Raw genomic sequence first — 26,722 nt, 5'->3', positions numbered from 1 at the left:
GACTTCCCGGCACAGCTGCGGAGAGAATGCCCGGTCGCGTCGAGTTTCGCAATCCCGACGTCACTGATCAGCGGGTCGGATCTAGCAGCTCCGAGCGGATATCGGCTGGCGACCGATATCACTCGCTCGTACGCGGGGTGGTTGTCCGCTAGGCGGTCAGCGCGGTGAGCAGGCGGGTGATCACCACTTCGATCTGGGCGACCGCGTGTTCGATCGGGCCCAGCGGCTGGAACAGGTGGCTGAGGGTGAGCCGGACCAGGATTTCGATCAGTGATTCCAGGTCGTCGTCGGAAACCGTCGGCAGGTCGTAGTTCTCGCGCATCGCGGGCAGTAGGGCGGTGAGTGCGCGGCCCAGGACGGGTTCGGGTTCGGTGACCAGGGCGGGCAGCAGGGTGGTGTCGCTGCTGTGACGGCCGGACAGTACGGCTTTGAGCAGTGTGTTGTCGGCGCCGGTGCGCAGGGTGTATTCGGCGGCGCGGGTCATGCCGACGATCGGGTCGCCGGGGTGGCGGGCGACGGTGTCGAGGATGCCGCCGACGAAGACGGCGAGTTCGCGGGCGATGAGCGCGTCGGCGAGCGCCTGTTTGGTGCCGATCTCCTTGTAGAGCACGGGCCGGCTGATGCCGACGTCCTTGGCGATGCGGGACATGTTGACCGCGCCCCAGCCCTCGGTGCACACCACCTCGCGGGCCGCGTCGAGGGCGCGTTCGCGCAGGAGCAGGCGCATCTCCATCTGAAAGTTCGGCGCTTCAGCCACGTCGGCAATCGTACATCAGCAGCACATCTGACTTCACCGTTGACAATCAACCATGAGTTGTTTCTACTGAATACAGATCGACCGAAAGTGTAAACGGAGTGGGAACATGACCTCTACAACCGGCGACGCGGTGCTCGCGCCCCCGTGGCGGGACCGCAAGCGATACCTGTGGCTGCTCGGACTGGTGGCGCCGACCGCGCTGCTCATCGCGGTCGCCCTGGTCTGGGCGTTCAACCAGCTCGGCTGGAACGCCGTCGCGCCGGTCTGGTGGTGGATCGGCCCGATCCTGGTCTACGGCCTGCTGCCCACCCTCGACCTGTTCTTCGGCCCCGACGGCCAGAACCCGCCGGAAGAGGTGATGGAACAGCTCGAGCACGACAAGTACTACCGCTACTGCACCTACGCCTACATTCCGCTGCAACTGGCCAGCCTCACCGCCGCCTGCTACCTGTGGACGGCCACCGACCTGTCCTGGCTCGGCATCGACGGCGGGCTGGGCCTGATCTCCAAGATCGGGCTGGCCATCAGCATGGGCGCCATGGGCGGCGTCGGCATCAACACCGCGCACGAGCTCGGGCACAAGAAGGACAGCCTGGAACGCTGGCTGTCCAAGATCACCCTCGCCCAAACCGCCTACGGCCACTTCTACATCGAGCACAACCGCGGCCACCACGTCCGCGTCGCCACCCCCGAGGACCCGGCCAGCGCCCGCATGGGCGAAACCTTCTGGGCCTTCCTGCCGCGCAGCGTGTGGGGCAGCCTGCGCTCGTCCTGGGAACTCGAACGCGCGCGACTACAGCGGCTCGGGCACAGCCCGTGGACCCCGCGCAACGACATCCTCAACGCCTGGGCCATGACCGTGGTGCTGTGGGGCGCACTCGCACTCGCCTTCGGCCCGATGGTGCTGCCGTTCCTGGCGCTGCAAGCCGTCTACGGGTTCTCGCTGCTCGAGACCGTCAACTATCTCGAGCACTACGGGCTGCTGCGCCAGCGCACCGCCAGCGGTCGCTACGAGCGCTGCACCCCCGAGCACAGCTGGAACTCCGACCACATCGTCACCAACATCTTCCTCTACCACCTGCAACGGCACAGCGACCATCACGCCAACCCGACCCGCCGCTACCAGACCCTGCGCAGCATGGACGGCGCACCCAACCTGCCCAGCGGCTACGCCAGCATGATCGGGCTGGCCTACTTCCCGCCGCTGTGGCGCCGGGTCATGGATCACCGCGTGCTCGAGCACTACGACGGCGACATCACGCGGGTCAATCTGCACCCGCGCGCCCGCCGGCGCCTGCTCGCCCGGTACGGGACACGCTGATGGCCGCCTACCGCTGCCCGGTCTGCGAGTACGTCTACGACGAGGCCACCGGCGCACCCCGCGAAGGATTCCCGGCCGGAACCCCGTGGTCGGCGGTGCCCGACGACTGGTGCTGCCCCGACTGCGGCGTCCGGGAGAAGATCGACTTCGAACAGGAGAAGCCATGAACTACAAGCTGTTCCGCTGCCTGCAATGCGGTTTCGAGTACGACGAGGCGCTCGGCTGGCCCGAGGACGGCATCGAGCCGGGCACCCGCTGGGACGACATCCCCGCCGACTGGTCCTGCCCCGACTGTGGAGCCGCCAAGAGCGACTTCGAGATGGTGGAGGTCAGCCGCTCGTGACCGGACAGATCGTGATCGTGGGCGCGGGCGTCGCGGGCGCGACCGCGGCGCGCACCCTGCGCAGCTCGGGCTACACCGGCCGGATCGTGCTCGTCGGCGCCGAGCAGCACGCGCCCTACCGGCGGCCGATGGTGTCCAAGGACCTGCTGGCCGGGACCCGGGAACTCGAGCGTTGCCTGCTCGAATCCGAGAGTTACTGGGCCGGAAGCGATATCGAGCTACGGGTGGGGACCACGGTCACCGATCTGTGCACCGATCGCGGGCGGGTGTGCCTGAGCACCGGCGAGTCGCTGGGCTACGACAGTCTGCTGCTGGCCACGGGCGCGCGGGCACGTCGGCTGGAACACCATCCGCCGCTGCGGGTGCGGACCCTGCGCGGTGTCGCCGATATCGCGGCGCTGCGGGCCGCGATCGCGACTGGCCCGCTGCTGATCGTCGGCGCCGGACTGGTCGGGCTCGAGGTCGCGGCGACCGTGCGTGGCCTCGGCGGGCAGGCGCAGGTCGTGAACGCGAGCGCGGGGCCGCTGGATCGCGTCGTCCCCCACGAGGTCTCGGCACTGGTCCGGGATCTGCACGCCGAACACGGTGTACGGATCGACAACGATGTCGAATTGACCGGCATCGAGCAGATCGACTCGCACGGCGTGGTCGCGACCGCCACCGACGGGCGCACCTGGAGCGCCGCCTCGGCGCTGGTCGCGATCGGCGCCGACCCCGACACCGCCCTCGCCCGCACCGCCGGCCTCGAGATCAGCGACGGCATCCTCGTCGACGCCCACTTCCACACCTCCGCGCCCGGCGTGTTCGCCGCCGGTGACGTCGCCGCCCGCTTCACACCCCAGCGCCGCCGCCACGAACGCGACCAGCACTGGAACAGCGCCCAGGCCCAGGGCGCCGCGGCCGCCAAATCCATGCTGGGACAACCGGACACCGACCTGGAGATCCCCTGGGGCTGGTCCACGCAGTACGGCGTGAACCTGCAATTCGCGGGCTGGCCGCACCCGTGCGAGGACCTGGTCGTGCGCGGATCCATCGCCGACCGCGACTTCATCGCCCTGGCCCTGACCGAGGGCGCCCTCGTCGGCGCGGTAGCCGTCGGGCGCCCACGCGATCTGCGCACCGCACGCGAACTCATCGCCGGGGGCGCGGTGCATCCTCGCGCCGACTGGGCCGAGGCGGCCGAGCTGGCGGAGCTCAAGCGTGAGGTTCAGCCCGTACGACAGTGAACCCGCCAGTCCTCGGGTGCCCCTGCTGAACGCACGATATTGCCGATCACTCCTCGTCCAGACGTTGGAGAACCGCCGTGAGGCCATCGTCATCGTCATGAAGGCCGATGAGGACAGCGGTCATGGCACGCACACCCGGATCACCGACGATGACACCGTCCCTGCACCAGAAGTAGGCGCCGCCCCCGCATTCCCCGGTCTGCGACCAGCGCGCCATCAACCTCTGGACCTCCGCCACAGTGAACATCGTCGCGCTCCACCGTGAACCATCGGTCAACCGCACCTCGACGTCCACGTTCTCCACTCGTTCGGGATCCGCATCCGCGCTGATGATGAACCTGGCATCGAACGATGTCGTCTGGACACGGTAGAAGATTCCGTCGAAGCTCTGCGATAGCACGGATGTAGCGGTGGCCATGGATGGACACCGTACGGACGGACGCACTGAACTGCCGAATAGCGTGTCGATAGCGGACTCGGATCGAACCGGTAACGCTAGTGTGGGCGGACCTCGACAGCGGCGGATGCTGCGCGAGAACGGGTAACCCACAAAGGAGACGAGGGCGGTGACGAGCGTGGCCGGCGACGAAGAGTTCCCACGATCGGTGCAGGACATCGAGGGCGTCGTTTGGCCGGTATCCACCCCGGAGGACACCTACGTGGTTCGGACGATCCATCGGCTGCGGCAGACTCCGATCGGAGAACTGGGTATCGAAGACCTGCGAATCATGTTGTCGCAGAACGTTGGAACAGCGGCAATATTGCCTCGGGCGCTCGACCAGCTGGAGCTGAATCCACTCGCAGCCGGTCACTATTACCCAGGCGATCTGTTGCGGGCCGTACTCCGGCTTCCTCGCGACCAATGGTCACGCTCGGCCGGGCTCTCGGGCAGAGCACGGGGCATCGCTGATCGAGCGGACGCGATGGTCGCCGAACTGGACGGCGCGCCATATCCAGAACTCCGCGGCCTGGTCAAACACTTCCTGTCAGACCCACTACGGACGGAACTCTTTCGGTCAGCGGCGCGGCTTCGGGGACCAGAGCCCGGCCGCAGTCCCATCCTCGACGTGCTTGCGGTAGGTGACGACCTTGCTGTGGATGATCTCCAGACTTGCCGTCAACTCCGCGATCTTGTCTTGGACGGTCCGTTCGTGGTGCGTTAGAAGTGCGAGGCGCTCACGCTCATTGCCAGGCCCCGACCGGACGAGTTGAGCGAACTTTCGCACAGTGGCGATGGGCATGCCGGAGTCGCGCAGCCGATTGCACAGCAGGAGCCACTCCACATCCGTCGAATCGTAGATCCGCTGCCCTCCAGCGGTACGCGGGATGGGGCGCAGGAAAAGCTCCTCGCGTTCGAAGAAGCGCAACGCGTGGACTCCGAGCCCGGTCGCCCTCGCGACATCTCCGATGGAAAGACCATCCATGTGATTGCCCAAACCGCCCCTCATAACTTGACCTAGATCGCACTCTAGATCTTAGCGTCGAGGGCATGCCACCAACTCAGCAGCACAAGCTCGGTTCAGGGTTCGGCGCCTCCAGCACAGCGGACGAAGTTCTGGCCGAGATCGACCTGACCGGCAAGACCGTTCTGATCACCGGCGGCTACTCGGGTCTGGGCAAAGAGACCACTGCGGCACTGGTTCGCGCTGGAGCGAAGGTCATCGTGACCGCGCGCCGGCCCGACCTGGCCCGGGAAGCGCTGCGCGATACAGCACAGACCGAAATAGCCGAACTCGACCTGGCCGACCTCGACAGCGTCCGAACCTTCAGCGACCAATTCCTCGACACCGGCCGCACCCTCGACATCATCATCAACAACGCCGGCGTCATGGCCTACCCGCACCAGCTCATCGGCCCCGGCTGGGAAGCACATTTCGCCATCAACCACCTCGGCCACTTCGCCCTCGTCAACCGACTACGCCCAGCCATGTCCACTACCGGCTCGCGCGTCGTTTCAGTCGCGTCCTCAGGGCACTTCCTGACCGACATCCGCTGGGACGACATACATCTGCGCCACGGCTACGACCACTGGATCGCGTACGGGCAGTCCAAGACCGCCAACGCATTGTTCGCCACCCATCTCGACGCACTCGGCACGGCCACCGGTCTGCATGCCTTTTCGGTGCATCCGGGCAGCATCCTCACCCCGCTGCAACGAAACATCCCCCACGCGGAACAGCTCGCTCAGGGCTGGATCACCCGAGACGGCCGCGCCGCCACCGGGTTCAAGACTCCCGCACAAGGCGCAGCGACAACAGTCTGGGCGGCCACCTCACCCCTACTCGATCAACACGGCGGCCTCTACTGCCAGGACTGCGATATCGCTGAATCCGCCACCACCGACGACATGCTCGTCGGCGGCGTGAAACCATGGGCTGTCGACCCCAGTTCCGCCGCCCGCCTCTGGGCAGTGTCCAGCGAACTGACCGGGCTGGACAGCTTCTCGTGACCTCGGAGCGTGACGCTGGCGGGTTCGAGCCGCATCAGCCGAATTCTCGGACGGGTGGCGGCCGTTCCGGGCCACGATCGCTACCGTGGGTGCGGTGACCTTGCTTGCCCGGCTGGACCGGTTCAACCAGCGGCACCCGTGGAGCCACAACGACTTCTACGGTCGATGGGTCCTCGGCCGGGTGCGTTCGGCCCGTGCCCGCGAGGTTCTCGATATCGGCTGCGGCACAGGCAATCTCATCGATCGACTCCGACCGGACGTCGAACGGGTGACGGGAGTGGAGCCGGACCCGGACAGCGCGCGGGCCGCGGCGGATCGTTTCGCGGGCGACGCCGCGGTCGTCATCGAGCAGCTCCGCTTCGATCAGCTGCCACCCCGGCGGTGGGACGCGATCACGCTGGTCGCGAGCCTGCACCATCTACCGCTGCACGAGAGCATCCCGGTCCTGGACCGCAGCCTGAACCCCGGCGGCCGCCTGATCGTCATCGGCTGCTACCGCGCGTCGAGCCTGCTCGACCACTTCGTCGGCGGGGTGGCCGCACTCGCCAATCCCCTGCTGGGCCTGCTGAAACATCCCCGCGTCGCGGAACGGCTCCCCCACGCGATGACCGCCCCGACCGCCCCACCCCGCGAAACCCTCACCGACATCCGTGCCGCCGCGCGAGCCCACCTGCCGGGGGCTCGCATTCGCCGCCGCCTGTTCTGGCGCTACTCCCTCGTCTACGACAAGCCCGGCCGCCTACCCACGCCGCCGGGCTGAGATCTGCTCGCGCGCAAGCATTCCCGGCTGGAACGGGCGGCCGCACAGCAGACGCAGGCAGAGGGCGGCGAAGCGGAGGTGGCCGAGGGCTTCGCGGGGGCGCCAGGCGACCGACCAGACGGTGCGGGTCGCCGGTGGCGGGAGCGGCGTGCCGGCGAAGCGGTCGGCGAGCCAATTCATGGTGAGCGGGGTGCCCAGGTACAGCAGTGGCAGGTGCAGGCTCAGGCGGTCGCGCACGTAATGGATCGCCGCGCCCGCGGCGCGGTAGCGGTCGACGTGGTCGTCGATATCGGCGACGGCGATCAGTTCGTCGTGGACGCCCTGCAGGATCAGGACCGGCATGGCGGGCGGGTGGGCGCCGGGGCGGATGTCGTCGAGGACGCCGCGCATGTCCGGGCCCGTGAGCAGATCGGTGAAACTCGTGCGGCTGTAGCGGTCGAGGTTCTTGCCGGCCAGGCGCGGCAGCAGGGCGAGGGTGGTGTGGGCGGCGGCGGTCGCGAGTACCGCCTGGAATTCGGGAGTGCCGTGCGTGTCGACCGCACGGGCCACCTCGGGGTAGGCGCGCTGGAGCGCCGCCACGCAGACTGTCGAGAAGCCCGACAGCAGTGAGCCGTTCAGGCGCGCGAACGCCGCCCCCGGGTCCCCCACCGGGGAACCGGCCACCGCGCCGACGATCCGCAGTTCCGGGGCGTAGTCGGCGGCCAGTTCCGCGGCCCAGGCGGTCGCCAGTCCCCCACCCGAATAGCCCCACAGCCCCACCGGACACTCACGGTCCACCCCGAGCGGCGCGAAATCCAGGCTCGCCCGCACCGCGTCCAGCGCCCGGTATCCGGGTTCGCGCGCCACCCCGAAATGCCCGCCCATCCCGCCGTGATCCGGGATCGACACCGCCCACCCTCGCGCCACCGCCTCCGCGATCACGGGCAGCTCCAGCTGCGGGATCGCCCCGAGCGCCCGCGCGCCTCGCCGCAACGCGTAGGACGGGAAACACCGGGAACTCACACCGTCGATCGCGCATTGGAACGACACCAGTGCCCGCACCGGCCCTGCGGGCACCAGCACCGTGGTCACCGCCGCGTCCGGCACACCGTGCAGATCGCTGGTCCGATACAGCAGCTGCCAGGCCCGCACCCGCATCGGCACCAGCCCGAAAACAGCCAACTGCACCGGACGGCTCCGTAGCATAGCGCCGGGCTCCGATCGTTCGAATCCCCTTGGTGGACAATAGAAGTCGTCATCATGAGGCAGTGGCGGCGCGGGCGGGGACGTTATCGGCCGAGGTGTTCGGCGGTCATCGGAGGAACGGACGGCCGAATCCACCCCGGCCACCGGCGAACCCGAAGCGCGCGGCACGCTCATGCGCGCCTACCGCGTACAGCCGCAGGGAACGCGCGAGGTGCGGGCAGGCGGTCGCGAGACGAGGTCATGGTGTGAGTGTGCTGGCGCGGTGGCGGGACGTCACTGCACTGGCGCACGAACTCCGGCGCTACCGGATTGTGTCCGGTGACAAAGAATTCGGCGCATCGCACGCGCGGCTATGCCGAATCGCTGTGCTCGGTGACAATCGAGCGCATGCTCGCTGCTTCGTCGTCGACCGCACACACCGCCCTGCTCACCCGGCTGCTCACCCGGTGGCCCCAGATCGCGGAACGGTTGCTGGCCGAAGGGCTCGATGCCAGTGCGCCCGCCGCCGAATTGCCCGCGGGCCATTTCCGGCCCGAGGTGCTGCCCGCCATCTACGCGTGCGGGCGGGCGGTCCTACAGGCGATCTCGCAGGGACGCACGCTCAGCCGCGCCGAAGTGGCGGCATTCGTGACACCGGTCGCCGAACGCCACGCCGAGGACCGGTTCCCGCTGCCGGTCCTGATCGAGGCGATCCACGCCTCCGCGCAGGCGGTGCTGGCCGTGGCCGCGGAGCTCGCCGAACCGCAGGAGACCGAGCAGCTGGTCGTCATCGGATCGGGGCTGCTCGATCTGCTCATGCACATCAATGTCACCGTGATGCAGACCTATCTGGAGGTCGGCCAGTCCATCCATCACGCCGAACGTGAAGCGCGCCGCGAACTGTGTTCGGCGCTGCTGCGCGGCCGGCCCGCCGAGGAACTGTCCGCTCGCGCCGACACTCCGCTCTCGGACCGCTACACCGTGGTCGCCGTCCACACCGGTCCCGCCATGCCCGCTGCCGCGGACCTGGTGGCGCGCAGGCGGATCCGGATCGTGCACCGCACCCTGGACGCGGCCACCAACGGCGCCGCACTGATCTCCTTCGACGGCTCGACCGGGATCGCGCTGCTACCCACCCACGCCGAGACCGGCCCCGACGCCCGCATCGAAGGACTCGCCGCCGAACTCACCGCCGAACTGGGCGCACCCGTCTACCTCGCGGAATGCGCGGGAGTGCGCCGCCCCGAACTGCCCCGGGCCGCCGCCGAGGTCACCGAACTCGCCACGCTCGCCCGGGTATTGGGCCGCGACCCGGGCGTGTACCGGCTCGACGACCTGCTGCTGGAATACCAGCTCACCCGTCCCGGCGCCGCCCGCGACCGGCTCGCCGCCCGCATCCGCCCGCTGCTGCGCACCCCGCATCTGCTCGAGGCCCTCGAAGCCCACCTGCGGTTCGGCGCCGACCGCAAGTCCGCCTCCGCGCACCTGCACGTGCACCCCAACACGCTCAGCTACCGGCTGCGCCGGGTCGGTGAGCTCACCGGCATCGACCCGTCCGAACCCGGCAACTCCCGGCTGCTGGCCGCCGCTGTCACCGTGCACCACCTGTACTCACGCTGAACTGTTCACTGCTCCAGACGGATACGACCCGCGTTTGTGATCTATCCCGCAAATCGCGTCCGGAATACCGGTTGCGGCCACACACCGCATACCGTCGCGGAGGCACAACTGAGGGAGGCACACGAGCGTGGTCGGAACGCGGTCGAAACTCGATGAACTGGAACAGATCCTGGCTCTCGCCACGGAACCGGCGGGCGCGGGCGGAATCGCCAAACGCGCGAAAAAGGGCATACCCAGTGTCCGTGACCGCATCAACCTGCTGCTCGATCGCGGCACCTTCCTCGAGACCGGCGCGCTGGCGCGCCAACCCGGTCAGGCCGACGCCCTCTACGGCGACGGCCTGGTCACCGGCCGCGGCCTGATCGACGGCCGCCCCGTGGTGGTGATCGCCCACGATCAGACCGTCTACGGCGGCTCGGTCGGCATCACCTCCGCGCGCAAGTTCATGCGGGCGCTACAACTGGCCTTCGACACCGCCTGCCCGGTGGTCACGATCAACGATTCCGGTGGCGCGCGGATCCAGGACGCGGTCGGCTCGATCGCCTCCTTCGGCGATATCTCGCGGGTGCTCGAGAAGCTGTCCGGCTATGTGCCGCAGGTGTCGATCATTCTCGGCAAATGCGCGGCCGGCTCGGTGTACGGGCCGATCAACACCGATGTGCTGATCGGCACCGGGGACTCCTACATGTTCGTCACCGGGCCCGAGGTGATCAAGGCCGTCAACGGCGAGGACATCACCGCCGAGGAGCTGGGCGGTGCGGCCGTGCAGGCGCGGCGCGGCACCCTGCACCATGTCGCCGACACCGAAGCCGACGCCTACGAGTGGGCACGCAAATATCTGAGCTATATGCCGACCAGCTGCCTGGAGCAGCCGCCGATCGTGAACCCGGGCCTGGAACCCGAGATCACCGCCTACGACCGCGAACTCGACGCGATCATCCCCGATTCCGATCGCACCGGCTACGACATGCACGAGATCCTGCTGCGGATCTTCGACGACGGCGACTTCCACGAGGTGCGCGCGGAATTCGCGCCCAATCTGATCACCGGATTCGCCCGCGTCGACGGGTATCCGGTCGGGGTGATCGCGAATCAGCCACTGGTGCTGGGCGGTTCGATCGACGCCGCCTGCTCGGACAAGTCGACCTATTTCATCCGGCTCTGCGACGCGTTCAACATTCCGCTGGTCTTCGTCGTCGACACCCCGGGTGTGCTGCCGGGCCTGGACCAGGAAGCCAGCGGTGTGATCATCCGCGGTGGCCGGGTGCCGCGCGCCATCATCGAGGCGACGGTGCCGATCATCAATCTGGTGGTGCGCAAATCCTATGGCGGCGCCTACGGCATGATGGCGGCCCGCCAGGTCGGCGCGGACCTCAGTTTCGCGTGGCCGACCGCCCGGATCGCGGTGATCGGCGCCGAGAGCGCGGTCGATCTGATCGGTAAACGGCAGCTGGCCGCGGTGCCCGAGGAGCAGCGCGCCGCGGCCCGCGAATTCATGGTCAACCACTACAACGAGACCATCGCGACGCCGTGGATCGCGGCCGAACGCGGCTACATCGACGCGGTCATCGAACCGGTGCGCACCCGGCTCGAGATCCGCAGCGCGTTGCGGCTACTGCGGGACAAGCCGCCGGTCAAGCCGGAATTCAATCCGCGCAAGCACGCGGTCTACCCGATGTAGGTCACTGGAGTTGCTTGCGGATCCCGGCGAACCACGCCTGGGTGTCGACCAGGCCCGCCGCGATGTCCTTGCGCGCGCCGTGGAATCCGTACAGTTCGCCGGCGAAGCGGGTCAGCACCGAGCCCTCGGGTTCGCCGAGTTCCTCCAGCAGCGCGGTGTCGCCGAGCAGGTAGGCGACACCGGCGAGTTCGCCCTCGGTCCAGGTGCCGCGGTAGTCGTCCCAGCCGTGCGCGCGGACCAGGCGGGCGCGCTCGAGCAGGGTGGTGCCCACGGCGGCGCGTTCGGCGTCGCTCGGGTGGCGGGTTTTCAGGTGCTTCCAGTCGACCGGCGCCGCATCCGACACGTCCGAACTCCTCTGCGGGTGGGTGGATTCGCCTCGGCGCGGCGGCTGCCGCGCCGAGGTGAGCCTACGCGTCAGTGCTGGCAGAGCCATTCGGTGCCGTAGTGCTCGGCATTGCTGCCCTCGAGGTGCACCCAGTGTCCGTCACCCTCGCAGGGCGCGCCCGCCACCGGACCGGCCTCGGCGCTGGTGGTCACCGGCGGCGGGCTGGGCACCGGTGTGGTCGTGGGCACGACCGGCACGGAGGTGGGGTCCGGGCCCGCGCCGTGGTTGGGGTTGGTGCAGATCGTGCCCTCGCACGGCACCCAGGTTCCGTCGCCGTTGGGGCTGGGGACGGCGTCGGCGCCGATGTAGCTGCCGGGCGGGCAGCCCGGATCCTGGTTCTTCGCACAGTATTCCGCGCTCATCGGGTGACCGCTGTGCTGCGGTGAGCTCGTCGCGGGCGCGCTCGACGGTGTGCTCGCCGCGGGCGTCACTGCCAGCAAACGCTTCATCAACGCTTCCTTTCTCGATCGATACTCGGAGAGCACGCGAATCTCGCATTAGCTGCCAGTTTGCCATCCGAGTATGCGATCGAGCAGATGATCGACGAGTTCGACTGCGGCGTCTGCGGTCCAATACCCCTGGAGCATGCCTTGAGCGAGTCCACCGATCGCCATCGCGACGAGCTCGGCATCCAGTTCGGGATTTCTCGGGCTCGAGCCGTCCGTGTGCCGTGCCCGTCCGAGTTGATCCGCAACCACCATGACCAGTGCCCTCGGTGCGGCGAAGGTTTCCTCCGCGGTGATGTCTCGGCTCGTGACAGCCGCCCAGCCGAAGGCGCCGAGCACGAGAGCTTCCTCCCGACGTCGATCGTCGAGCGGCAGCAGTTCGGTCAAAACCGCCCGGAGGGCTTCGCGAGGCGCGGCGTCCGGGCCGAGGGCGGTCCACCGTTGCATGAACCGAGCGCCGGCGTCCTCCATGACCGATCGGTGCGTCGCCAGGAGGAATTCTTTCTTGGTGCCGAAGTAGTACTGGACCAGCCGAACCGAGATCCCGGCCTCGGCGGCAACCGTTTGAAAGGTCACCCCTTCCAAGCCGCCGGTGACAATGACCCGCCGAACGGCATCGATGATGTGACGTCGCCGAACCTCGTGGTCGACCAATCGTGGCACGTGACCTGCCGCCTTCCTGCCGCATCGCGGAATCTTCGGTCTATATGGTACGCACATACCGCATCCGTGGTACGGTCGTACCGCATTAAGTGATACGAACATACCGTAACGATGACGAAGGGGAGGCTCGTGCCGAAGATCGGGCGATTCACCAACACCGAGGCAAAGGCCGCCTTCATGGCCGCGTACGACGCGGTGGCAGCGCAATGGCCGGTGCCCTCGGTCGACCTCGATGTCGAAACACCGTTCGGGACAACGCGAGTACGAAAGTCCGGATCCGGAGCGGGCGCACCGATCGTGCTGCTACCGGGCATCGGCGGCAACGGAATGGTGTGGCACCGGTTCATCGACGAGCTGTCGCGCGACCACACGGTGTACACGCCGGATGTCATCGGATGGGCCGGGCTGTGCGAACAGACTGCACCGCTGCACGATGCACAGGATGTAGCGACGTGGCTGGTCGCTGTGCTCGACGGTCTCGGCGAGAAGCGAGTACACCTCGCCGGAAATTCCTTCGGCGCCTGGCTGGCAGGTGTCGTCGCGGCGTACCACTGCGAGCGCCTCGCCAGCCTCACCATGTTCGAGCCGAGCGGAGCCACATTCGCCAAACCGAGCTGGGGGCTGTTGCTCAAATTCCTCAAGGCAGGCATGCGGCCGACACCGGAACGCATGAGAAAACTCAACAAATGGCTGATGCCCGGGTTCGAAATGACCGACCACGAATTCGCGGTAGCCATGGCGACGACGAAGTACCGCCCGGGAATGCCGTGGGATCGCCCCCTCACCGACGAACAGCTGGCCGCTGTCACCGCGCCGAGTCTGATCCTCTACGGCGCCGAGACCGTCGTCAGCGATCCGGTACATGGGGCCGCTCGCATCCGCGCCCACATCCCGACAGCCGAAGTCGAAACCTATCCGGGCATCGGACACGATCTGCTGTGGGCCAATCCGGACCAGGTGATTCCGCGCTTCTTGAACTTCATCGACAGCCACGATCCCGTACGGGCACAAGGCCGGCCGACGTTCGAGACATCCTGAAATGCCGCGCGGCGCGGTTCGAACGGGAAAGAGCTGTTGGGGAACTCGCCGACGCGAACCAGACTCCGGCCCCCGTTACAGGAGAGGCACTGCCGCTGGAGACGTCCGCATCTGCCGATGTCAGGATGGAAACAGAACCAAATGAAGGCGTCGAAGCCGACAGTGAGAATGTCGAATCCGAGGCGCCCGCGCAGACATCCGTACCGGTGGTTCGTGCCGGTAGTCACCAGATCGGTATGGCCCTGGAGTTAGCGCCAAAGTCGGCGGATCCCAGCCAGCGCGCAGTGTCCAAGTAGCCGCGGCCCACGCGTTGGGCGCCCGTCCAAAACTTCGGGCCGACAGGGTTTCCCGACACACCATCATGCCGAGTTGCGTATGGTCCGGCTTCGAGCAGACTGTGCTGATGCGAGGGGAGCGTTCGGTCGCGGGTGCAGTTCAGGCAGTTGCGTATGTCGCGTCGAGATCCGTTGGGCTCCCGCTGGATTCGTCGGTGTCGGTGACGGTGAACTTTCATCCGGACTGGCTGGTTGCCGATCGGATGGTTCTGGAAGCTTTGGCGAATGACGGAAGCTACCGCTCGCAATTCGTCACCGGGACGAGCAATGGCGGGTTGACCGCACACCCCGGTGGCGACCGCTGGCACTGGGAGAGCCGAATGTTCGGCGGTGCCTATGACCGCGCTCCTTCGGAAGATCGGCCTGTATACGGTGCGTTGAACTTTCGGCGAGCACCTGTCGGCGCCGCACCCCGGTTCGGCTCGGCACACCTGCGATTGGCTGCGACTGTGTTGGACCGGGCGACGTTCTGCTACCCCGACAGCTACCTGAACCCCTCGAACTTCGGAGTGGCGTCACACATGGGTCTGATTGCGCTGGCCGAGGCCGACAACCAAGACCCACTCGACAACTACGTCGAAGCGCATATTCATGGTCCGGTCCAACTCGATTGCGATGTCGAGGCGATTGTGCTCGACTCTAGTCACCGGGGCACCGACATCGAAGTGGTCGCGCACCGACTGCCCTGTGCAGTGGAGTGGCACAACGGATTCCGTCTCACCGTCGATCGTTTGCGACGGCATCCCGACTATCGGGGTCAGCAATATGTCGAACTGGGTATCTCGTTGGCCGTCGATGGTGTGCTGGACGCTCGCCTGGTAGGGCAAGCCGCACAATCCCGTCGATACGATCCGCAGGCGTTGAAGCGAGTCTGGCATTACCTCGCCCGCTTCGGGACCGGGCCGACGTGAGGGGGGCGACGCACTGTCATGCCGCTTATCGCGCTGACCTGAACGATTGACCTGGAAATCTGCGCACCCAGTAGGTTCGGGGCCGTGATTTCGGCAGCGGTGTTCGACGGGGGCACACTCGTGGACTAGACCCGCGAGTATTATTCCGTTGTCTCCCAGGTCACTTCAGCTCGGCACTGGTCTTGCCGAGCACCCGCCGCGCCACGATGAGCTGCTGGATCTGCTGGGTGCCTTCGAAGATGTCGAGAATCTTCGCGTCGCGGGCCCATTTCTCCAGCAGCGTGCGTTCGGAATAGCCTGTCGCGCCCGCCAATTCGACGGCCTTCGAGGTGATGTCGGTTCCGATCCGGCCCGCTTTGGCCTTGGACATCGACGCCTCGAGCGAATTGGGCCGCTTGTTGTCGGCCATCCAGGTGGCGCGCAACGCGAGCAGGTAGGCGGCCTCCCACTCCGCCTCCATGCGCAGGAATTCCGCGGCGGCGGCGGGCTGATTGCCGGGCGGGATGTCGTAGGAGGGCTCGATACCGGCCGTCCGCAACACCGCGCGCAGTTCCTCCAGTGCGGCACGCGCGACACCGACGGCCATCGCCGCGACCAGCGGCCGGGTGTTGTCGAAGGTCTGCATGACCCCGGCGAAACCCTTGTCCACGGCGACCTCCGGGCTGCCAAGGATGTTGTCCGCAGGGATCCGGCACTGTTCGAGGCGCAGTTCGGCGGTATCGGAGGCCCGGATGCCCAGTTTGTGCTCGAGGCGGGTCACGCTCAGGCCCGGGGCGTCGCGCGGCACCACGAACGACTTGATCGCGGCGCGACCGGCCGACCGGTCCAGGGTCGCCCACACCACGATGTGGGTGGCGCGGGCACCGGCGGTGACGAAGATCTTGGTGCCGTCGAGTACCCATTCGTCACCGTCGCGCACGGCGGTGGTGCCGACCGCCGCCGAGTCCGACCCGAAGCCGGGCTCGGTGATGGCCATGGCCGCCCAGATCTTGCCGAAGCGCGCCAACTGCTCCTCGGTGGCCACGGCCATGATCGCCGCATTGCCCAGCCCCTGGTAGGGAATGGTCATCATCAGCGCGGCGTCACCCCAGCAGGCTTCCATGGCGCTGACCATCGCCGTCATATTGCCGCCGTTGACATTGCCGAAGGCCGTTGCGCCGCCCGGGTTCCGGGTGCCTGCCGCGCCGACGGCCTGCCGGCTGCCGGAATCGGCCAGGCCCGCCATCAGCGCCGCCATCAGGTCGAGTTCGACCGGGTACTCGTGTTCGGCGCGATCGTATTTGCGCGAGATGGGGCGGAAGATCTGGGCCCCGACCTGATGGGCCAGATCGGCGGTGGCCCGCAGCTTCCTGGAGAGTTCGAGGTTGATCACGGCTGTACCGAACGCGCGGGTTCGCTGCGGTAGCGCGAAGCCCTGCCGTCGACCCGCAGCAGCCGCCACAGCTGCGCGGACACCGGGTTCATCAGGCCGCAGGCGTGCGCCAGGCCGCGCACATCGGAGAGCATGTCACGGCGCATCTGCCGCGATGCCGGCGAACGCCAGAACGCCTCGCGCATGGCGTGGCGCGGAATCCCCTGCTGCGCCGCCCACTTCGGTGACGGCTTCGCGATCAGATCACACGCGATGGCGAACATCACCGGGAACAGCAGCGACAGCAGCGTGCGTCCCGCCGGGTGCAGCGCGGGCACGGTCCGGCGCAGGTACTCGTGCGCGAAGGAGATGTGCCGGGCTTCCTCGGCGACGTGGATCTGCATGATGCGCAGCATCAGCGGATGATTCGCGCTGCCGGCCCGCAGGATCGTCTTCTGCATGTGGTCGATCGGTTCCTCGCCGCACAGCACCATGGAGAAGAAGAACGCGGGCACGACCTGCACCGTCATCGGGATGAACGACTGCACCGACCGCACCAGCCAGTGCACGCCGGGAGTGTCGACACCCGCGCGGTTGACGAACTCCTGGAACATCTGGGTGTGGTGGCTCTCCTCGGTGACCTCGTGGGTGAGGTACCGGAATTCCGGGTCGCCGTTGGGTAACGCGAAGACGTATTCGAGGATGCCGCGCATCAGCAGGTTCTCGAATTGCAGACCGACTTTGGCGGTATTGGCCTGGCGGGCCAGCCCGATCCGGATCCGGTCGGCCAGCGGCTGGGCCTGATACCACGCCGAGGCGCCCAGCGGTTCGCAGTCCGGCAGCACCCAGCGGGGGTCGTCCGGATCGATCGCGAATTCCGGGTCGTCCCAGGCGATATCGGTGAACGCGTCGAAATGACGGTGCACCGACCCCTCCGAGAGGGTTCGCAGGATTTCCTCGTAGCCGGGTGCTGAGGTCATGGCATCCACTCCTGAGATCGCTGCGGTGCGGGCCGGCAGCACCCACATCCACCCATAGAACAGTAGACAGTTTCTGCATTTCTGTCTACGCCGTAGGATTCCAGCCATGCACGCACTGCGGATCGGCGCGACACCCGACACCAGGGACATCCGCACGCGCATCATCGATGCCGTCGTGTCCGCGGCCGCCGCGACCGGGCTGCGCAAGCTGTCGATGGACGAGATCGCCCGCAGCGCCGGCGTCGGCCGCGCGACCCTGTACAAGTACTTTCCCGGCCGCGACGCCCTCATCGCCGCCGCCGTCGACTCCGAACTGGCCGCGTTCTTCGCCGAGGTCGCCGCCGTCCGCGACCGCCACGACGATCAGGACGACCAACTGATCCACGGCTTCGCGCACGCCTACCGGCTGCTGCGCCACCATCCCGCCCTACAGGCCGTGCTGCGCCTCAACCCCACCCTGCTGCTGCCCTACCTGATCACCGACGCCAGCCCCGCCCTGGACTTCGGCCGCTTCTTCGTCGAATCCGCGACCCACCTGGACGAGACCGTCCCCGCCGCGACCCGGGCACAGTTCGCCGAACAGGTCGCCCGCGCCTTCCACACCCTGATCCTCATCCCCACCACCACCTTCGACCTCGACGCCCCCGAAGGCCCGGAGAACTACGCCCGCAACTTCCTGCTCCCGGTCAAGGACCACCTGCTGAAAACGGCTGCGGAGCACTAGGCGATAAAGCCTTGCCCGGCAAGAACACTCGCGAGTGTTCCGGTCGGTCTCACTTCTCGAACGGTCGGACGACTCCTCTGGACACCACTTCGCACGCTCAGCAAGATTGGCCTGGCGACGAGTCCGGAGACATCAGAGGAATCGACTACAAGATACGAGGTGCCGGCATGACCGCAGCGTGGCCCAATTCCTTCGGATCGCTCAATTCCGGCGACCCGTTCGACGGAATCTTCGATCGGTTCTTCGGCTCGGGAATGTCGGCCCGGCCGCCGGTACAGCGCACCGACCTCGGACGACTGCTCAGCAACAACGCCAAAGAGTTGGTCGCCAAGGCCGACGCGGCAGCCCAGGAGTGGGGAAACGCGGAGATCACCCCCGAGCACCTGCTCTACGCGGCCACCGAGGTCGAGCCCGCGCGCAGCGTCATCGGCCAACTCGACCTGGACCCCGACCAGGTCGCCGCGCAGATGCGCGCCGCCGCGGGCAGCGGCCAGGCCACCGCGACCACAGCGGGCGGTGTCGTGCTCGGTCCGGCCGCCAAACTGGCCTTGCGCAACGCGCAGCGCGGCGCTGCCGAGTCCGGCTCCAGCTACATCGGGCCGGAACATATTCTGCTCGGCATCGCCGCCAACCCGGAAAGCCCGGCCGCGCAGATCCTGGCCGGTGCCCGGCCCAGCGGCCCCGAAGGCCGCAAGACCACTGGCAACACACCGACATTGGACGAATACGGTCGCGATCTGACCGCCGAAGCGCGCGCCGGCAAAGTCGATCCGGTGGTCGGACGCGCCGAGGAGATCGAGCAGACCGTCGAGGTGCTGTCGCGGCGGCGCAAGAACAATCCGGTGCTGATCGGAGATCCCGGCGTCGGCAAGACGGCCATCGTCGAAGGGCTGGCGCAGCGCATCGTCAACGGCGACGTCCCGAGCACTCTCGCCGATCGCCGGGTCATCGCCCTGGATGTCGGCGCACTGGTGGCGGGCAGCAAATACCGTGGTGAGTTCGAGGAACGCCTGACCAAGATCCTCGACGAAGTCCGCGCGCACACCGACGAACTGGTGCTGTTCATCGACGAATTGCACACCATCGTCGGCGCGGGCAGCGGCGGCGAGGGCGCCATGGACGCGGGCAACCTGCTCAAACCCGCGCTGGCACGCGGCGAACTGCACTGCATCGGCGCCACCACGATCGACGAATACCGCAAGCACATCGAGAAGGACGCCGCGCTGGAACGTCGATTCCAGCCGGTGCTGGTCGCCGAGCCGTCCGTCGCCGACACCATCGAGATCCTGCGCGGACTCACCGACGCCTACGAAGAGCACCATCAGGTCCGCTACGACGACAGCGCGCTGGTCGCCGCGGCTCAGCTCTCCGACCGCTACATCACCGACCGCTTCATGCCGGACAAGGCGATCGATCTGATCGACCAGGCCGGCGCCCGGGTACGGCTGCGCAACCGCACACCCGGACCTGACCTGCGCGACGCCGAGGAGCAACTGGCGCGTCTGCGCCGCGAGAAGGACGCCGCTGTCGCGGCCGAGGACTATTCGAAAGCCGACGAGCTCAAGGACCGGATCAGCGCCGCCGAGACGCGAGTGGATCGGATCGAGAGCGACGACTCGCCGGTGGTCGGCGTCGACGATGTCGCCGCGGTGGTGTCCAAGCAGACCGGCATCCCGGTGTCGGAACTCACCACCGAGGAACGACAGCGACTGCTGCGCCTCGAGGACGTCCTGCACCGGCGGGTCGTCGGCCAGGACGAGGCGATCGTAGCCGTCGCCGAAGCCGTGCGCCGCGCCCGCGCGGGCATGCAGGATCCGAAGCGCCCGATCGGCTCGTTCCTGTTCCTCGGCCCCACCGGCGTCGGCAAGACCGAACTCGCGAAAGCGTTGGCGGAGGCGGTATTCGGTGACGAGGACCGGATGATCCGGTTCGATATGAGCGAATTCCAGGAGAAGCACACCGTCGCGCGGCTGGTCGGCGCGCCGCCGGGGTATGTCGGCTACGACGATGCCGCCCAGCTCACCGACAAGGTTCGGCGGCAACCGTATTCGGTCATCCTGTTCGACGAGGTGGAGAAAGCCCACCCCGACGTGTTCAATGTCCTGCTGCAACTGCTCGACGACGGCCGGGTGACCGATTCCAAGGGCCGCACCGTGGATTTCAAGAACACCATCGTGATCATGACCAGCAATATCGGCTCCGACCTGATCCTCGATGCTCCGGCCGGTGACCTGGATTCGATCGTGCCGCAGCTGGAGGAGCGGCTGCGGCAGCATTTCCGGCCGGAATTCCTCAACCGCATCGACGAGCAGATCGTCTTCCACCGCCTGGACCAGGCCCAGCTGCGCCACATCGTCGATCTGGTCCTCGACGGACCGCGACGTCGGCTGCACGCGCAGGACATCGGGCTCGAGGTGAGCGACGGTGCACGGGATTGGCTGGCGGACAACGGTTACCGGCCCGAATTCGGGGCCCGCCCGCTCAAGCGCGCCGTGCAGAAGGAACTGGAGAACCGCATCGCCACGCTGGTGCTCTCCGATGAGGTCGACCCCGGCGACACCGTTCGCGTCGACACCGGCGACAACGCTCTGGCCGTCAGCGTGATCGGCGGTGCCGGCAGCGAACCGCAATAGTTTCCACCTAGGCCCCCACGTGATTCGCTCGAATGAGAGGACGCTGTGATGACCGATCCGCACGCAGGCTGCCCCGTCGGCGCCGGAACATTCAGCCGCCCCGAGGCTCTGGGCGGCGTACCGGACTGGTGGCCGGGCCAATTGAATTTGCGCATGCTGCAACAGAATCCGCCGGCGATCAACCCGATGGACGACGACTTCGACTACGGCGCCGCTTTCGACACCCTCGACCTCGCCGCGGTCCAAGCCGACCTCGAAACGCTGATGACCACCTCGCAGGACTGGTGGCCCGCCGATTTCGGCCACTACGGACCGTTCTTCATCCGGATGGCCTGGCACGCCGCGGGCACCTACCGCATCGAGGACGGCCGCGGCGGAGCCGGGCACGGCATGCAGCGATTCACCCCGATCAACAGCTGGCCCGACAACGCCAACCTCGACAAGGCCCGGCGGCTGCTGTGGCCGATCAAAGAAAAGTACGGCGACGCACTCTCCTGGGCAGACCTGATGGAATTCGCCGGCAACTGCGCACTGGAATCCATGGGCTTGCAGACGATGGGCTTCGGCGGCGGACGCATCGACTGGTGGCAGGGCGACGACACCTACTGGGGCCCCGAACGCACCTGGATGACCAATGAGCGGTTCTCCCCCACCCGCGAGCTCGAACAGCCCCTTGCCGCAGCGCAGATGGGCTTGATCTACGTCAATCCCGAAGGCCCGGACGGCAATCCGGATCCGCAGGCATCCGCGAACGACATCCGCGAGACGTTCCGCCGGATGGCCATGAACGACATCGAGACCTGCGCGCTGATCGTCGGCGGCCACACCATCGGCAAGACCCACGGCGCGGGCCCGCAGGACGCGATCGGCCCCGCACCGGCAGCGGCGGAGCTCGAGGAACAGGGCCTCGGCTGGCGCAACTCCTTCGGCACCGGAGTCGGCGCCGACACCACCAGCAGCGGCATCGAGGTGACCTGGACCCCCACCCCGACCACCTTCGACAACACCTTCCTCGAGAACCTCTACGGCTACGACTGGGAGAAATGGCGCGGCCCCGGCGGCCTGTGGCAATGGCGGCCCAAGGGCAACGCCGGGACCGACACCACCCCCGCACCGGATGACCCGCACCGCAAGCATCAGCCCGGCATGCTCACCTCCGATATCGCGTTGAAGGTCGACCCGGTCTATCAGGAGATCACCCGGCGCTGGCTGCACAACCCCGAGGAGATGTACGAGGAATTCCGCAAGGCCTGGTTCAAACTCATCCACCGCGACCTGGGCCCGATCGCCCGGTATCGGGGATCACGGGTCCCGCGCACACCACAGTTGTTCCAGGACCCGATCGAACCGGTCACCCACGCCCTCATCGGCCCTGACGACATCGAGACGCTGAAGGCCGAATTGCTGGCCTCGGGTCCCACCCCGCAGCAGCTGATCTACACCGCCTGGTCGGCGGCATCGACCTTCCGCGGCAGCGACATGCGCGGCGGCGCCAACGGTGGCCGGATCCGGCTTGCGCCGCAACGCAATTGGGAACGCAACCAGCCCGATCAGCTCGCCCGGGTGATCACCGCGATCGAGCGGGTTCAGCAGCGATTCAACGACGATCGCACCGACGACGTCCGGGTCTCCTTCGCCGATCTGGTGGTGCTCGGCGGCTGCGCCGCGATCGAGCAGGCCGCACGGGCGGCCGGACACGAGGTCACCGTGCCGTTCACCCCCGGCCGCGGTGACGCGGTCCAGGAATGGACCGAGATCGAATCCTTCGACGCGCTCGAGGGTGTCGCGGACGGATTCCGCAATTACGTTGCCAAGGGCGCGCCGCTGGAACCGGAGTACCTGCTGATCGATAAGGCGAACCTGCTGAACCTGACCGTGCCGGAGATGACCGTCCTGCTCGGCGGTCTGCGAGTACTGGACGTGAACTACCAGCAGTCCCCCCTCGGTGTGCTGACCGACAAGCCCGGATCGCTGACCAACGATTTCTTCGTCAATCTCCTCGACATCGGCACGACCTGGCAACCCGCGCCTGCCGAGGACGGCACCTACCTCGGAATCGACCGCCGCACCGGTCAACACCGCTGGACCGCCAGCCGGGTCGATCTCGCCTTCGGCTGGGATGCCCAGCTGCGTGCGATCTGCGAGGTCTACGCGGCCCGGACCGCGACCCCGAAATTCCTGCGCGACTTTCTCCGCACCTGGGACAAGGTCATGAACCTCGACCGTTTCGACCTGCATCCCTGACAGGAATTCGGCGCTCGGCCGAGGTTCGCGGGCGTAGAGTGGGTGATCCGAGGCGACAGGAGCCGACGATGTCTATAGCCACCGGTCCAGCGATAGTCCGTTCTGCCGCGATCGCCGTGGCCGCCGGCGCCACCGTGCTCTTCGGCGCCGGCCAAGCATCCGCCGAGGTCGAACCGGGCTCCTACACCTCCACCACCTGGTCCTCCGGCATCGTGCTCCTGCAACGCGACGCACGCGTCGCGGACGGCCACCTGGTCCTCATCGGGAGCTACCCCATTCACCCGACACCCGACGGTGGCTACGTGGACCTGTTCCCCGGCCACCGAGTCGTCCTGATCGACGACGGACACGGCGGATACCAGGGACCGGCGTTTTTCGGTGGAGCGGTGATCGGCTCGATCACGCTGACGCCCCACCGCTGACCGGTCTCCGATGCTTCCCGGGCGCGGCGATTCGATCGAAGAGCCCGCGCACCAGGCGGCGCTGTTCGCCCCTTCGTGCGAGGCTGCTCCGGCTAGACTTCGCGTTGTGCCGCAACGTCGTTCGCTATTTCATGTCGGCCTCACGTGAGAGCTGTCGTGTACGACCGCTACGGCGGTCCCGAGGTGCTGTCGATCGCGGAGATCCCCGTGCCTTCTCCCGGGCCGAAACAGGTGCTCGTCCAGGTGCACGCGACCTCGATCAACCTCTCCGATTGGGAGACGCTGCTAGGGACGCCGCTGTATTCACGCATCGGAGGGCTCCGGGCACCGAGACGCCCGGTTCTCGGATCCGATATCGCCGGCCGGGTCGAGGCGGTCGGCTCCGAGGTCACCCGGTTCGCGCCGGGCGATGCGGTCTACGGCGACAATCTCGCGCTCAAAGGCGGTTTCGCGGAATACGCGGTGGCACCCGAATCGGCGCTGGCCGGTAAACCTGCGTCCCTGAGCTTCGCCGAGGCATCGGCCCTGCCGCAGGCAGCCGCAATCGCGCTACAGGGCACCGCCGATATCACCGCCGGAATGTCGGTGCTGATCAACGGTGCGGGCGGGGGCTCCGGCGCATTCGCGATCCAGTTGGCCAAGCGCGCGGGAGCGCACGTGACCGGAGTGGACAACGCGGCCAAACTGGCGTTCATGCGCACGCTCGGCGCCGACGAGGTCATCGACTATCGGGCCGGGGACTTCACCCGAACCGGCCCCTACGACCGGATACTCGACCTCGTCGCCCACCGGTCGGTCTTCGCCTGTCGCCGGTCGCTCGCACGCGGCGGCCGCTACCGTTGCGTCGGCGGCACCACCCGCGCATTGCTGCGGACGACGACGGTCGGCGCGGTCGCCGGGTTGCTGACCGGCCGCCGCCTCGGTGTCCTCGCGGTGCGAGAAGGACCCACGCACTTCACACCACTCGCGGACCTGTGTGTCGCCGGCCGGATCGATATCCACATCGACCGCAGCTTTCCCCTCGACAAGACCGCGGCCGCGCTGGCGCATGTCGGCGCTGGGCACGCCCTGGGCAAAGCGGTGGTCGAGATCCGCGGTACGGGCTGAGTGCAGGCTTCGTCCGGGGCCCTGGTTCGACCGGGGCATAGCGAATCGCTCCACAGAGGGCTGCTTGCCGGGTGTGTCCTCCGCCCCCTCGAGGAGGACACCATGGGAATCAGATCGACCATGCTGACCGTGGCGGTCGCCGCGCCCGACTACGTGGTCCACATCTACGACGGCAGCTACTGCCCGCGCTGACAACGGCTGTCGCCCGATTCCCTTTCGGCACTCGCGGCGGCTTCTTCGACACGGTCGCGGACCCATGCCAGGAAGGTCCGTACGTGTGTGGCGGGCAGGTCGAGCGCTGCCGTGCGTGGGCGCTCGAAGCTGCGCACCGCGGTTTCGAGGAGGGGACGGAATTGCGGTTCCGATTCCGAGATCAGTTGGGCGGACTCACGTTTGGCGAACCACCGGCCTGTGCGGCAGTAGACGACAGAGCGACAGCCGTTGAGGACCTGATTGTCGGTCAGGTGGCCGACGCCGGTGGCGTGCTCACGCACCGAGGCCAGGATCGCTGCGATGAGATCGCGCTGGGATGGTGCGGCGAGCACCTGGCGCACCGGACGCCCGTGCAGGACACGTCCGGCCTGGCAGGCGATCGAGCGATCGATGACGTACCAGAATGCCGGTGCCGACGCGGGATCGAAATCGGCGCGGTCCGGCAGTAGCGGCCCGGTGTTGAGATCCAGCAGGTACCCGGCGCGATCGGAAGGCCGCTCGGCGAAAGACGAGTCGTAGACGACAAGTTCCAGACCTGCCGCAGGGCACGGCAACGCCGCATGGGCCAGCGATTCGGCCAGCTCGCGCACGACCTCGCCGGTAACAGGCGGCCGCACGACCACGTTCACGTCGACGTCGCTGCGCCCGTGGCGGTAATCCCCGAGCGCGATCGACCCGACCGCGAACACACTCAGGAGATGGGGGCCACAGATCGTGCGGGTGCGTTGAACGAGTTCCTCCAGGTAAGGCCGCAATTCGGAGGGAACTGCGGCGGGGTCGAGGAGTGCGCGGGTCATCCGGCCAGTATCCCGGCCGTCGAGGTCACGGCACAGCGCCTTGGACACCGTGGCGGTGCCGCGGCATCGGCGGCGGCCGATGCGCGCCGAGCAGAGCTGAGGACTGTTGCGCGCGATCGGCACCGAAAATCGTGAAAGCTGTTGGCGGCTCGGCTTACCTGCGACCATAGTCGACCATGACCGGCGACGTGCTTGCGATCGATCTCGGAAAGACCGGCTGCCGGGGCTCGCTGCGCAGCGACGGGCGGCAGCGGCGCTTCGCCGAAGGGGCGGGTGCGCCCGGTGTGGCCGCTGCGACGGGCGTCGACACCGCTGAGCGCGCGATTCGGGCCGTGGTCGAGCAGATCGCGCCGGCAACGGATTTCGCGCTGTCGGTCGGGGCCGCGGGAGCCGCGTCCGCGCCGGAGGCGGCCGCACGGCTGGCCCGGCGGCTGGCCGGACTCGCGGGCGTACGCGCGGTAGCCATGACCTCCGATGCGGTGACCGCGCATGCCGGGGCGCTCGGTGGCGCGCCCGGTGTCGTGCTCGCTGCCGGTACCGGAGCCGTCGTGACCGCGGTCGACGACGCGGGATGTTTCACCCGGGTCGACGGCTGGGGTCCGCTGCTGGGCGACGAGGGCAGCGGCGGATGGATCGGTCTCGAGGGTTTGCGGGCGGCGTTGCGCGCGCACGACGGGCGCGCACCGGGCACGGCGCTGGTCGAGGCCGTCGGCTCCCGGTACGACATCGGCCCGGGCGACCTGCCGAGATTTCTCGGGCAGCAAGAGAATTCGGCCTCGACCGCCGCACGGTTCGCACCCGATGTGGCGGCGGCGGCCCCGACCGATGCGACCGCCGCGGCCATCATGACTGCGGCGGGCCGGGCCCTGGGCCGTTCGGTGCTGGCCGCGGTCGAGCGGTCCGGGCTCCGGCGACCGGTGCCCTGCGCGCTGACCGGCGGCTTGATCAATCTGGGTGCGACGCTGCTGGATCCACTCGATCGCGTGATCGCGCACGCCACCGACCGGCGCACTCCCCTCGGCTCATCGATCGACGGTGCCGCACTGCTGGCCGTCGACACCAGCACCGCGCTGGAAACACTGATCACCAGAATTCGCTGACACATATTGACAGCATTCATGTGACATCTGACACTTACTTGCAATCGATCCA

General features: G+C 67.7%; 26 protein-coding genes and 1 pseudogene. 17 read left to right on the top strand and 10 right to left on the bottom strand.

What is annotated here, in order from left to right; translation table 11 throughout:
• Positions 1–148: 148 nt before the first annotated feature.
• The gene (locus tag ACFVMC_RS13510) at positions 149–757 is read right to left on the bottom strand and encodes a TetR family transcriptional regulator (protein WP_379209981.1); all 609 of its coding nucleotides are present in this window, start codon (positions 755–757) and stop codon (positions 149–151) included.
• A 106-nt stretch (positions 758–863) separates the two neighbouring features.
• On the opposite strand from ACFVMC_RS13510, the gene ACFVMC_RS13505 reads away from it, so the two are divergent.
• From ACFVMC_RS13505 to ACFVMC_RS13490, 4 genes are read left to right on the top strand one after another with little or no spacing between them, the layout of a single operon-like run.
• Positions 864–2,078 carry an alkane 1-monooxygenase gene (locus tag ACFVMC_RS13505; RefSeq protein WP_379209980.1) on the top strand — a complete coding sequence of 405 codons (1,215 nt, stop codon included), beginning with the start codon at positions 864–866 and terminating at the stop codon, positions 2,076–2,078.
• Positions 2,078–2,245: a rubredoxin gene (locus tag ACFVMC_RS13500; protein WP_379209978.1), complete on the top strand. Its 168-nt coding sequence runs from the start codon at positions 2,078–2,080 to the stop codon at positions 2,243–2,245. Before ACFVMC_RS13505 ends, ACFVMC_RS13500 begins: the two co-directional genes overlap by 1 nt.
• Positions 2,242–2,421, top strand: a complete 180-nt coding sequence (locus ACFVMC_RS13495) for a rubredoxin (RefSeq protein ID WP_379209976.1) — start codon at positions 2,242–2,244, stop codon at positions 2,419–2,421. Before ACFVMC_RS13500 ends, ACFVMC_RS13495 begins: the two co-directional genes overlap by 4 nt.
• Positions 2,418–3,647, top strand: coding sequence for an NAD(P)/FAD-dependent oxidoreductase (locus ACFVMC_RS13490; protein WP_379209974.1), 1,230 nt, complete (start codon positions 2,418–2,420; stop codon positions 3,645–3,647). Before ACFVMC_RS13495 ends, ACFVMC_RS13490 begins: the two co-directional genes overlap by 4 nt.
• Before the next feature lie 46 nt (positions 3,648–3,693).
• Here the strand turns inward: ACFVMC_RS13490 and ACFVMC_RS13485 are convergent, their stop codons facing one another.
• Positions 3,694–4,065, bottom strand: coding sequence for a hypothetical protein (locus ACFVMC_RS13485; protein WP_379209972.1), 372 nt, complete (start codon positions 4,063–4,065; stop codon positions 3,694–3,696).
• 148 nt (positions 4,066–4,213) lie between these two features.
• Between ACFVMC_RS13485 and ACFVMC_RS13480 the strand changes: the two are divergent.
• A pseudogene (locus tag ACFVMC_RS13480) lies at positions 4,214–4,513 on the top strand (contact-dependent growth inhibition system immunity protein); the annotation flags it as partial.
• Between the two features lie 150 nt (positions 4,514–4,663).
• Here ACFVMC_RS13480 and ACFVMC_RS13475 read toward each other — a convergent pair.
• Complete coding sequence (locus ACFVMC_RS13475) at positions 4,664–5,071, bottom strand: MerR family transcriptional regulator (RefSeq protein WP_379209970.1); 408 nt, start codon at positions 5,069–5,071, stop codon at positions 4,664–4,666.
• Positions 5,072–5,136: 65 nt separating this feature from the next.
• Between ACFVMC_RS13475 and ACFVMC_RS13470 the strand changes: the two genes are divergently transcribed.
• Both ACFVMC_RS13470 and ACFVMC_RS13465 read left to right on the top strand, forming a co-directional pair.
• Complete coding sequence (locus ACFVMC_RS13470; RefSeq protein WP_379209968.1) at positions 5,137–6,096, top strand: SDR family NAD(P)-dependent oxidoreductase; 960 nt, start codon at positions 5,137–5,139, stop codon at positions 6,094–6,096.
• Between the two features lie 94 nt (positions 6,097–6,190).
• Positions 6,191–6,856, top strand: a complete 666-nt coding sequence (locus ACFVMC_RS13465; RefSeq protein WP_379209966.1) for a class I SAM-dependent methyltransferase — start codon at positions 6,191–6,193, stop codon at positions 6,854–6,856.
• Here the strand turns inward: ACFVMC_RS13465 and ACFVMC_RS13460 are convergent.
• A complete protein-coding gene (locus ACFVMC_RS13460) occupies positions 6,836–8,023 on the bottom strand; it encodes a lipase family protein (protein ID WP_379209964.1) in 1,188 nt (395 codons plus the stop codon). The two genes, ACFVMC_RS13465 and ACFVMC_RS13460, sit on opposite strands and share 21 nt — an antisense overlap.
• Positions 8,024–8,359: 336 nt before the next feature.
• On the opposite strand from ACFVMC_RS13460, the gene ACFVMC_RS13455 reads away from it, so the two are divergent.
• Together ACFVMC_RS13455 and ACFVMC_RS13450 are read left to right on the top strand one after the other, a co-directional pair.
• On the top strand, positions 8,360–9,640 hold the full coding sequence (locus tag ACFVMC_RS13455) for a PucR family transcriptional regulator (RefSeq protein ID WP_379209963.1): 1,281 nt from the start codon (positions 8,360–8,362) through the stop codon (positions 9,638–9,640).
• 127 nt (positions 9,641–9,767) lie between these two features.
• On the top strand, positions 9,768–11,321 hold the full coding sequence (locus ACFVMC_RS13450) for an acyl-CoA carboxylase subunit beta (RefSeq protein ID WP_379209961.1): 1,554 nt from the start codon (positions 9,768–9,770) through the stop codon (positions 11,319–11,321).
• Between the two features lies 1 nt (position 11,322).
• Here the strand turns inward: ACFVMC_RS13450 and ACFVMC_RS13445 are convergent, their stop codons facing one another.
• The 3 genes from ACFVMC_RS13445 to ACFVMC_RS13435 form a co-directional block, all read right to left on the bottom strand.
• Positions 11,323–11,664: a hypothetical protein gene (locus ACFVMC_RS13445; RefSeq protein ID WP_379209960.1), complete on the bottom strand. Its 342-nt coding sequence runs from the start codon at positions 11,662–11,664 to the stop codon at positions 11,323–11,325.
• 71 nt (positions 11,665–11,735) lie between these two features.
• Positions 11,736–12,155 carry a hypothetical protein gene (locus tag ACFVMC_RS13440; RefSeq protein WP_379209958.1) on the bottom strand — a complete coding sequence of 140 codons (420 nt, stop codon included), beginning with the start codon at positions 12,153–12,155 and terminating at the stop codon, positions 11,736–11,738.
• 48 nt (positions 12,156–12,203) lie between these two features.
• A complete protein-coding gene (locus tag ACFVMC_RS13435) occupies positions 12,204–12,917 on the bottom strand; it encodes a TetR/AcrR family transcriptional regulator (RefSeq protein WP_379209956.1) in 714 nt (237 codons plus the stop codon).
• Positions 12,918–12,926: 9 nt separating this feature from the next.
• Here ACFVMC_RS13435 and ACFVMC_RS13430 point away from each other — a divergent pair, with 9 nt between their 5' ends.
• Positions 12,927–13,853 carry an alpha/beta fold hydrolase gene (locus ACFVMC_RS13430; RefSeq protein ID WP_379209954.1) on the top strand — a complete coding sequence of 309 codons (927 nt, stop codon included), beginning with the start codon at positions 12,927–12,929 and terminating at the stop codon, positions 13,851–13,853.
• Positions 13,854–14,343: 490 nt separating this feature from the next.
• Positions 14,344–15,099: a DUF3626 domain-containing protein gene (locus tag ACFVMC_RS13425; protein WP_379209952.1), complete on the top strand. Its 756-nt coding sequence runs from the start codon at positions 14,344–14,346 to the stop codon at positions 15,097–15,099.
• A 160-nt stretch (positions 15,100–15,259) separates the two neighbouring features.
• Here ACFVMC_RS13425 and ACFVMC_RS13420 read toward each other — a convergent pair whose 3' ends face one another.
• Together ACFVMC_RS13420 and ACFVMC_RS13415 are read right to left on the bottom strand one after the other, a co-directional pair.
• Positions 15,260–16,471, bottom strand: coding sequence for an acyl-CoA dehydrogenase family protein (locus tag ACFVMC_RS13420; protein WP_379209950.1), 1,212 nt, complete (start codon positions 16,469–16,471; stop codon positions 15,260–15,262).
• On the bottom strand, positions 16,468–17,430 hold the full coding sequence (locus ACFVMC_RS13415) for a diiron oxygenase (RefSeq protein WP_379209948.1): 963 nt from the start codon (positions 17,428–17,430) through the stop codon (positions 16,468–16,470). Before ACFVMC_RS13415 ends, ACFVMC_RS13420 begins: the two co-directional genes overlap by 4 nt.
• 106 nt (positions 17,431–17,536) lie before the next feature.
• On the opposite strand from ACFVMC_RS13415, the gene ACFVMC_RS13410 reads away from it, so the two are divergent.
• The 5 genes from ACFVMC_RS13410 (at position 17,537) to ACFVMC_RS13390 (ending at position 24,560) form a co-directional block, all read left to right on the top strand.
• Positions 17,537–18,154: a TetR/AcrR family transcriptional regulator gene (locus ACFVMC_RS13410; RefSeq protein WP_379209947.1), complete on the top strand. Its 618-nt coding sequence runs from the start codon at positions 17,537–17,539 to the stop codon at positions 18,152–18,154.
• A gap of 167 nt (positions 18,155–18,321) precedes the next feature.
• Complete coding sequence (locus ACFVMC_RS13405; protein WP_379209945.1) at positions 18,322–20,787, top strand: ATP-dependent Clp protease ATP-binding subunit; 2,466 nt, start codon at positions 18,322–18,324, stop codon at positions 20,785–20,787.
• A gap of 48 nt (positions 20,788–20,835) precedes the next feature.
• The gene (katG, locus tag ACFVMC_RS13400; protein WP_379209943.1) at positions 20,836–23,031 is read left to right on the top strand and encodes a catalase/peroxidase HPI; all 2,196 of its coding nucleotides are present in this window, start codon (positions 20,836–20,838) and stop codon (positions 23,029–23,031) included.
• Positions 23,032–23,099: 68 nt separating this feature from the next.
• Positions 23,100–23,453: a hypothetical protein gene (locus tag ACFVMC_RS13395; protein WP_379209941.1), complete on the top strand. Its 354-nt coding sequence runs from the start codon at positions 23,100–23,102 to the stop codon at positions 23,451–23,453.
• A 144-nt stretch (positions 23,454–23,597) separates the two neighbouring features.
• Positions 23,598–24,560: an NAD(P)-dependent alcohol dehydrogenase gene (locus ACFVMC_RS13390; RefSeq protein WP_379209939.1), complete on the top strand. Its 963-nt coding sequence runs from the start codon at positions 23,598–23,600 to the stop codon at positions 24,558–24,560.
• A 176-nt stretch (positions 24,561–24,736) separates the two neighbouring features.
• On the opposite strand, the gene ACFVMC_RS13385 is transcribed toward ACFVMC_RS13390, so the two are convergent.
• Positions 24,737–25,693, bottom strand: coding sequence for an aminoglycoside adenylyltransferase domain-containing protein (locus tag ACFVMC_RS13385; RefSeq protein WP_379209937.1), 957 nt, complete (start codon positions 25,691–25,693; stop codon positions 24,737–24,739).
• A gap of 53 nt (positions 25,694–25,746) precedes the next feature.
• Between ACFVMC_RS13385 and ACFVMC_RS13380 the strand changes: the two genes are divergently transcribed.
• Positions 25,747–26,670, top strand: coding sequence for an N-acetylglucosamine kinase (locus ACFVMC_RS13380; RefSeq protein ID WP_379209935.1), 924 nt, complete (start codon positions 25,747–25,749; stop codon positions 26,668–26,670).
• The last annotated feature ends 52 nt before the right edge of the window (positions 26,671–26,722 follow it).

The organism is Nocardia sp. NPDC127579, from assembly GCF_042672005.1.
In the GTDB taxonomy this organism is placed as follows: Bacteria; Actinomycetota; Actinomycetes; order Mycobacteriales; family Mycobacteriaceae; genus Nocardia.
This window is presented reverse-complemented; position numbering and strand designations above follow the sequence as displayed.

What these genes read in the sequence shown, in the direction of transcription:
- ACFVMC_RS13495 (WP_379209976.1), top strand. Translation starts at nt 2,242, where the DNA reads ATGAACTACAAGCTGTTCCGCTGCCTGCAATGCGGTTTCGAGTACGAC.
- ACFVMC_RS13485 (WP_379209972.1), bottom strand. Translation starts at nt 4,065, where the DNA reads ATGGCCACCGCTACATCCGTGCTATCGCAGAGCTTCGACGGAATCTTC.
- ACFVMC_RS13430 (WP_379209954.1), top strand. Translation starts at nt 12,927, where the DNA reads ATGACGAAGGGGAGGCTCGTGCCGAAGATCGGGCGATTCACCAACACC.
- ACFVMC_RS13500 (WP_379209978.1), top strand. Translation starts at nt 2,078, where the DNA reads ATGGCCGCCTACCGCTGCCCGGTCTGCGAGTACGTCTACGACGAGGCC.
- ACFVMC_RS13415 (WP_379209948.1), bottom strand. Translation starts at nt 17,430, where the DNA reads ATGACCTCAGCACCCGGCTACGAGGAAATCCTGCGAACCCTCTCGGAG.
- ACFVMC_RS13435 (WP_379209956.1), bottom strand. Translation starts at nt 12,917, where the DNA reads ATGTTCGTATCACTTAATGCGGTACGACCGTACCACGGATGCGGTATG.
- ACFVMC_RS13395 (WP_379209941.1), top strand. Translation starts at nt 23,100, where the DNA reads ATGTCTATAGCCACCGGTCCAGCGATAGTCCGTTCTGCCGCGATCGCC.
- ACFVMC_RS13380 (WP_379209935.1), top strand. Translation starts at nt 25,747, where the DNA reads ATGACCGGCGACGTGCTTGCGATCGATCTCGGAAAGACCGGCTGCCGG.
- katG (WP_379209943.1), top strand. Translation starts at nt 20,836, where the DNA reads ATGACCGATCCGCACGCAGGCTGCCCCGTCGGCGCCGGAACATTCAGC.
- ACFVMC_RS13440 (WP_379209958.1), bottom strand. Translation starts at nt 12,155, where the DNA reads ATGAAGCGTTTGCTGGCAGTGACGCCCGCGGCGAGCACACCGTCGAGC.
- ACFVMC_RS13505 (WP_379209980.1), top strand. Translation starts at nt 864, where the DNA reads ATGACCTCTACAACCGGCGACGCGGTGCTCGCGCCCCCGTGGCGGGAC.
- ACFVMC_RS13475 (WP_379209970.1), bottom strand. Translation starts at nt 5,071, where the DNA reads ATGGATGGTCTTTCCATCGGAGATGTCGCGAGGGCGACCGGGCTCGGA.
- ACFVMC_RS13410 (WP_379209947.1), top strand. Translation starts at nt 17,537, where the DNA reads ATGCACGCACTGCGGATCGGCGCGACACCCGACACCAGGGACATCCGC.
- ACFVMC_RS13405 (WP_379209945.1), top strand. Translation starts at nt 18,322, where the DNA reads ATGACCGCAGCGTGGCCCAATTCCTTCGGATCGCTCAATTCCGGCGAC.
- ACFVMC_RS13470 (WP_379209968.1), top strand. Translation starts at nt 5,137, where the DNA reads ATGCCACCAACTCAGCAGCACAAGCTCGGTTCAGGGTTCGGCGCCTCC.